Below are 2,802 nucleotides of genomic sequence, written 5' to 3'. Positions count from 1 at the left end.
GGCAGCCGTAGACCCCGCCCGCAACGCGTTGCCGCAGACTTGCAGAGAACTTGCAGCGCCCTGCGCCACCCTCGTGGATGTCGGGGGACAACTGGTCGGCCGGGTGAGTCCTCACCACCCGGCCGACCAATGAAGGGCACAACCTGCCAGGGGGAAGCCAGGCACAGCCCGGGGGAGCTCCGGGGCAGGGACATCAGGACGTGAGCGTCCCTGCCCCGGGGCATCACCGCGTGACACGACATCGCCTCGACCCGCCCGCATCGCCGTACACCCGTACGCCCGAACCGCCCGCGAGAGACGAAGCATGCCCCCGATCATCCTCATGAACGATCCCGCGGTCGCCGGCGTCCCCGTGCGGGACTGCGGTGAACCCCTGGTCGATCTGCGGGAGTTGCCCTTCGTGGACGTGGACTCCCGGCAGGCCGACCCGGAGGGTGCCTACGCGCTGATCCGTGAGGGCGTCGCCTGGCGGCTGGCCCGCGCGGCACGGCTGCTCCCCGACGGCCTGCGCCTGCTGGTCACCGAGGGGTACCGCCCCCTGGCCCTCCAGTCCACCTACTTCGAGGCGTACGCGGCCGAACTGCGCCGCGCCAACCCGGACTGGCCCGAGGACCGCCTGCGCACCCAGACCAGCCGTTCCCTGTCTCCGCCGGAGATCGGCCCGCACGTCGCCGGCGCGGCCGTGGACCTCACCCTGTGCACCGCCTCGGGCGAGGAACTCGACCTCGGTACCCGGGTCGACGCGAGCCCCGAGGAGAGCGCGGGCGCCTGCTACACCGACGCCCCGGACATCTCCGACGAGGCCCGCCGCAACCGCCGCTTCCTCTCCGCCGCGCTCAGCACGGCAGGTCTGGTCAACTACCCCACCGAGTGGTGGCACTGGTCGTACGGCGACCGCTACTGGGCCCTCATGACCGGGGCTCCGGCGGCCTGTTACGGCCCGGTGGACGAAACCCTCGCGCACCGACCGGCCCGGCACGGCTCCTAGGGCGCGGACAGAGGGACGGCGACAGCCCGGGCACAGTGCCGGGAAGGCGCGGGGACAGCGCCGGCACAGCCGCCCCAGAGTGTGACGCACATCACGATGGCGAGGTTCGGTGTGCACTCCGCACGCGGAGCCCGTCCGGTACGTCCCGCTCACCGGGTGCGACCTGCGATGCGTCAACTGCACTTGCTGCTAGGGGAGTTGAGGGTAGGAAGTCCTCTTGGCGACCTCACAGTCCGCTCGCCTTCCTCCTAACTTCACCCCAGTTCTTACACAGTCCTTAGGTCAAACATCCCCGGCCATGACCAACAACACGGGCAAGACCCGCAAGGCCAAGTCCAAGGGCCTGCACCGGCGCCAGTTCCTCGGCGGCATGGCCGGTGTCGGGCTGGCGGCGGTCGGGGCTGCCGGAGCGGCCTTCTCCCTGCTGACCGACGCCGAGCGCAACACGGCCGGCGCCGCGACCAACACCGCCACCCTGACCGTCCCGGACCTCCTGGAGGCCACCACCACGGACGGCACCACCACCTTCACGCTCGCGGCGCAGTCCGGCACCAGCGAGGTGATCAGCGGGGTCACCAGCTCGACCGCGGGCTACAACCAGTCGTACCTCGGTCCCACCATGAAGTGGACCAAGGGCGACACGGTCCTGCTGAACATCACCAACAACCTCGACGACGACACCAGCGTCCACTTCCACGGCGCCCACATCCCGGCCGAGATGGACGGCGGCCCCCAGAACGCCTTCGCCGCCGGTGAGACCTGGTCCCCCACCTTCGAGATCCTCGACGAGGCCAAGACCCTCTGGTACCACCCGCACGCCCTGGGCACCACGGCCGAGCAGGTCGTGCACGGCATGGCCGGCATGATCATCGTGGAGGACGGCTCGGACGCGTCCGCGGCGCTGCCGAGCGAGTACGGCGTCGACGACATCCCGCTCGTCCTGCAGTGCCTGGCCTCGGACACCTCCGGCGACATCAAGTACAACCTGACCGGCTATCTGAGCGGCAGCCTCGCCTACCCGGTGCTGTGCAACGGCACGAACGTCGACGACACGACGCTCACGTTCACCGCCACCAAGACGCGCACCCGGTTCCGGGTCCTCAACGCCTCACCGTCCGACATCATCACGGTCCAGCGCGGTGACGGGGGCACGCTGACGCAGATCGCCACCGAGCAGGGCTATCTGACCTCGGCCACGGAGGTGTCGAGCATTCGGCTGGTCGCGGGCGGGCGGGCGGAGTTCGTCATGGACCTGAGCGACGCGGTCACGCTGCAGGCCGTGGTCACCACCGGTTGGGTACGGGGCGGGAGCGGCACATACGACTTCCTGACCGTCACGCCGGACGCCTCGGACACGCCCGACGACCTGCCGTCGACGCTCAACACGATCGAGCGGTACGACACGTCGAGCTTCACCGCGCGCGAGATCACGCTGGACCAGGACGGTCTGGAGATGGCGATCAACGGGTCGGTGGGAACCACCATGGACTCCATGGCGACGATCATGACGACCCTCGGGTCGTCGGAGATCTGGACGATCACCAACAACACGATGCTGGAGCACTCGTTCCATCTGCACGATGTGCCGTTCCAGCTGATCGAGATCAACGGTGAGGAGCCGACGGGGGTTGATCTGGGGTGGTTCGACACGTACGAGGTCGTCGGTGGCGGGTCCATCAAGATCGCCATGCAGTTCACGGACTTCGCCGACGATACGTACATGTACATGCTGCACTGCCATCTCCTGCAACATGAGGACGAGGGCATGATGGCGGCGCTGATGGTGATGGAGAGCTAGGGGGACTCCCAGGGGG

General features: G+C 68.7%; 2 protein-coding genes. Both read left to right on the top strand.

Going from position 1 to position 2,802, the window contains the following annotated elements:
• Window positions 1-304: 304 nt before the first annotated feature.
• Window positions 305-988 (top strand): M15 family metallopeptidase, encoded by a 684-nt coding sequence (locus FNH08_RS48310; protein WP_152778248.1) that lies wholly within the window; start codon window positions 305-307, stop codon window positions 986-988.
• Between the two features lie 298 nt (window positions 989-1,286).
• The gene (locus tag FNH08_RS48305) at window positions 1,287-2,786 is read left to right on the top strand and encodes a multicopper oxidase family protein (protein ID WP_152778247.1); all 1,500 of its coding nucleotides are present in this window, start codon (window positions 1,287-1,289) and stop codon (window positions 2,784-2,786) included.
• Window positions 2,787-2,802: the final 16 nt, after the last annotated feature.

Source organism: Streptomyces spongiae, assembly GCF_009377185.1.
Classification (GTDB): domain Bacteria; phylum Actinomycetota; class Actinomycetes; order Streptomycetales; family Streptomycetaceae; genus Streptomyces; species Streptomyces spongiae.
The sequence above is the reverse complement of the archived record's forward strand: the minus strand, read 5'-3'. Positions and strand labels throughout refer to the sequence as shown.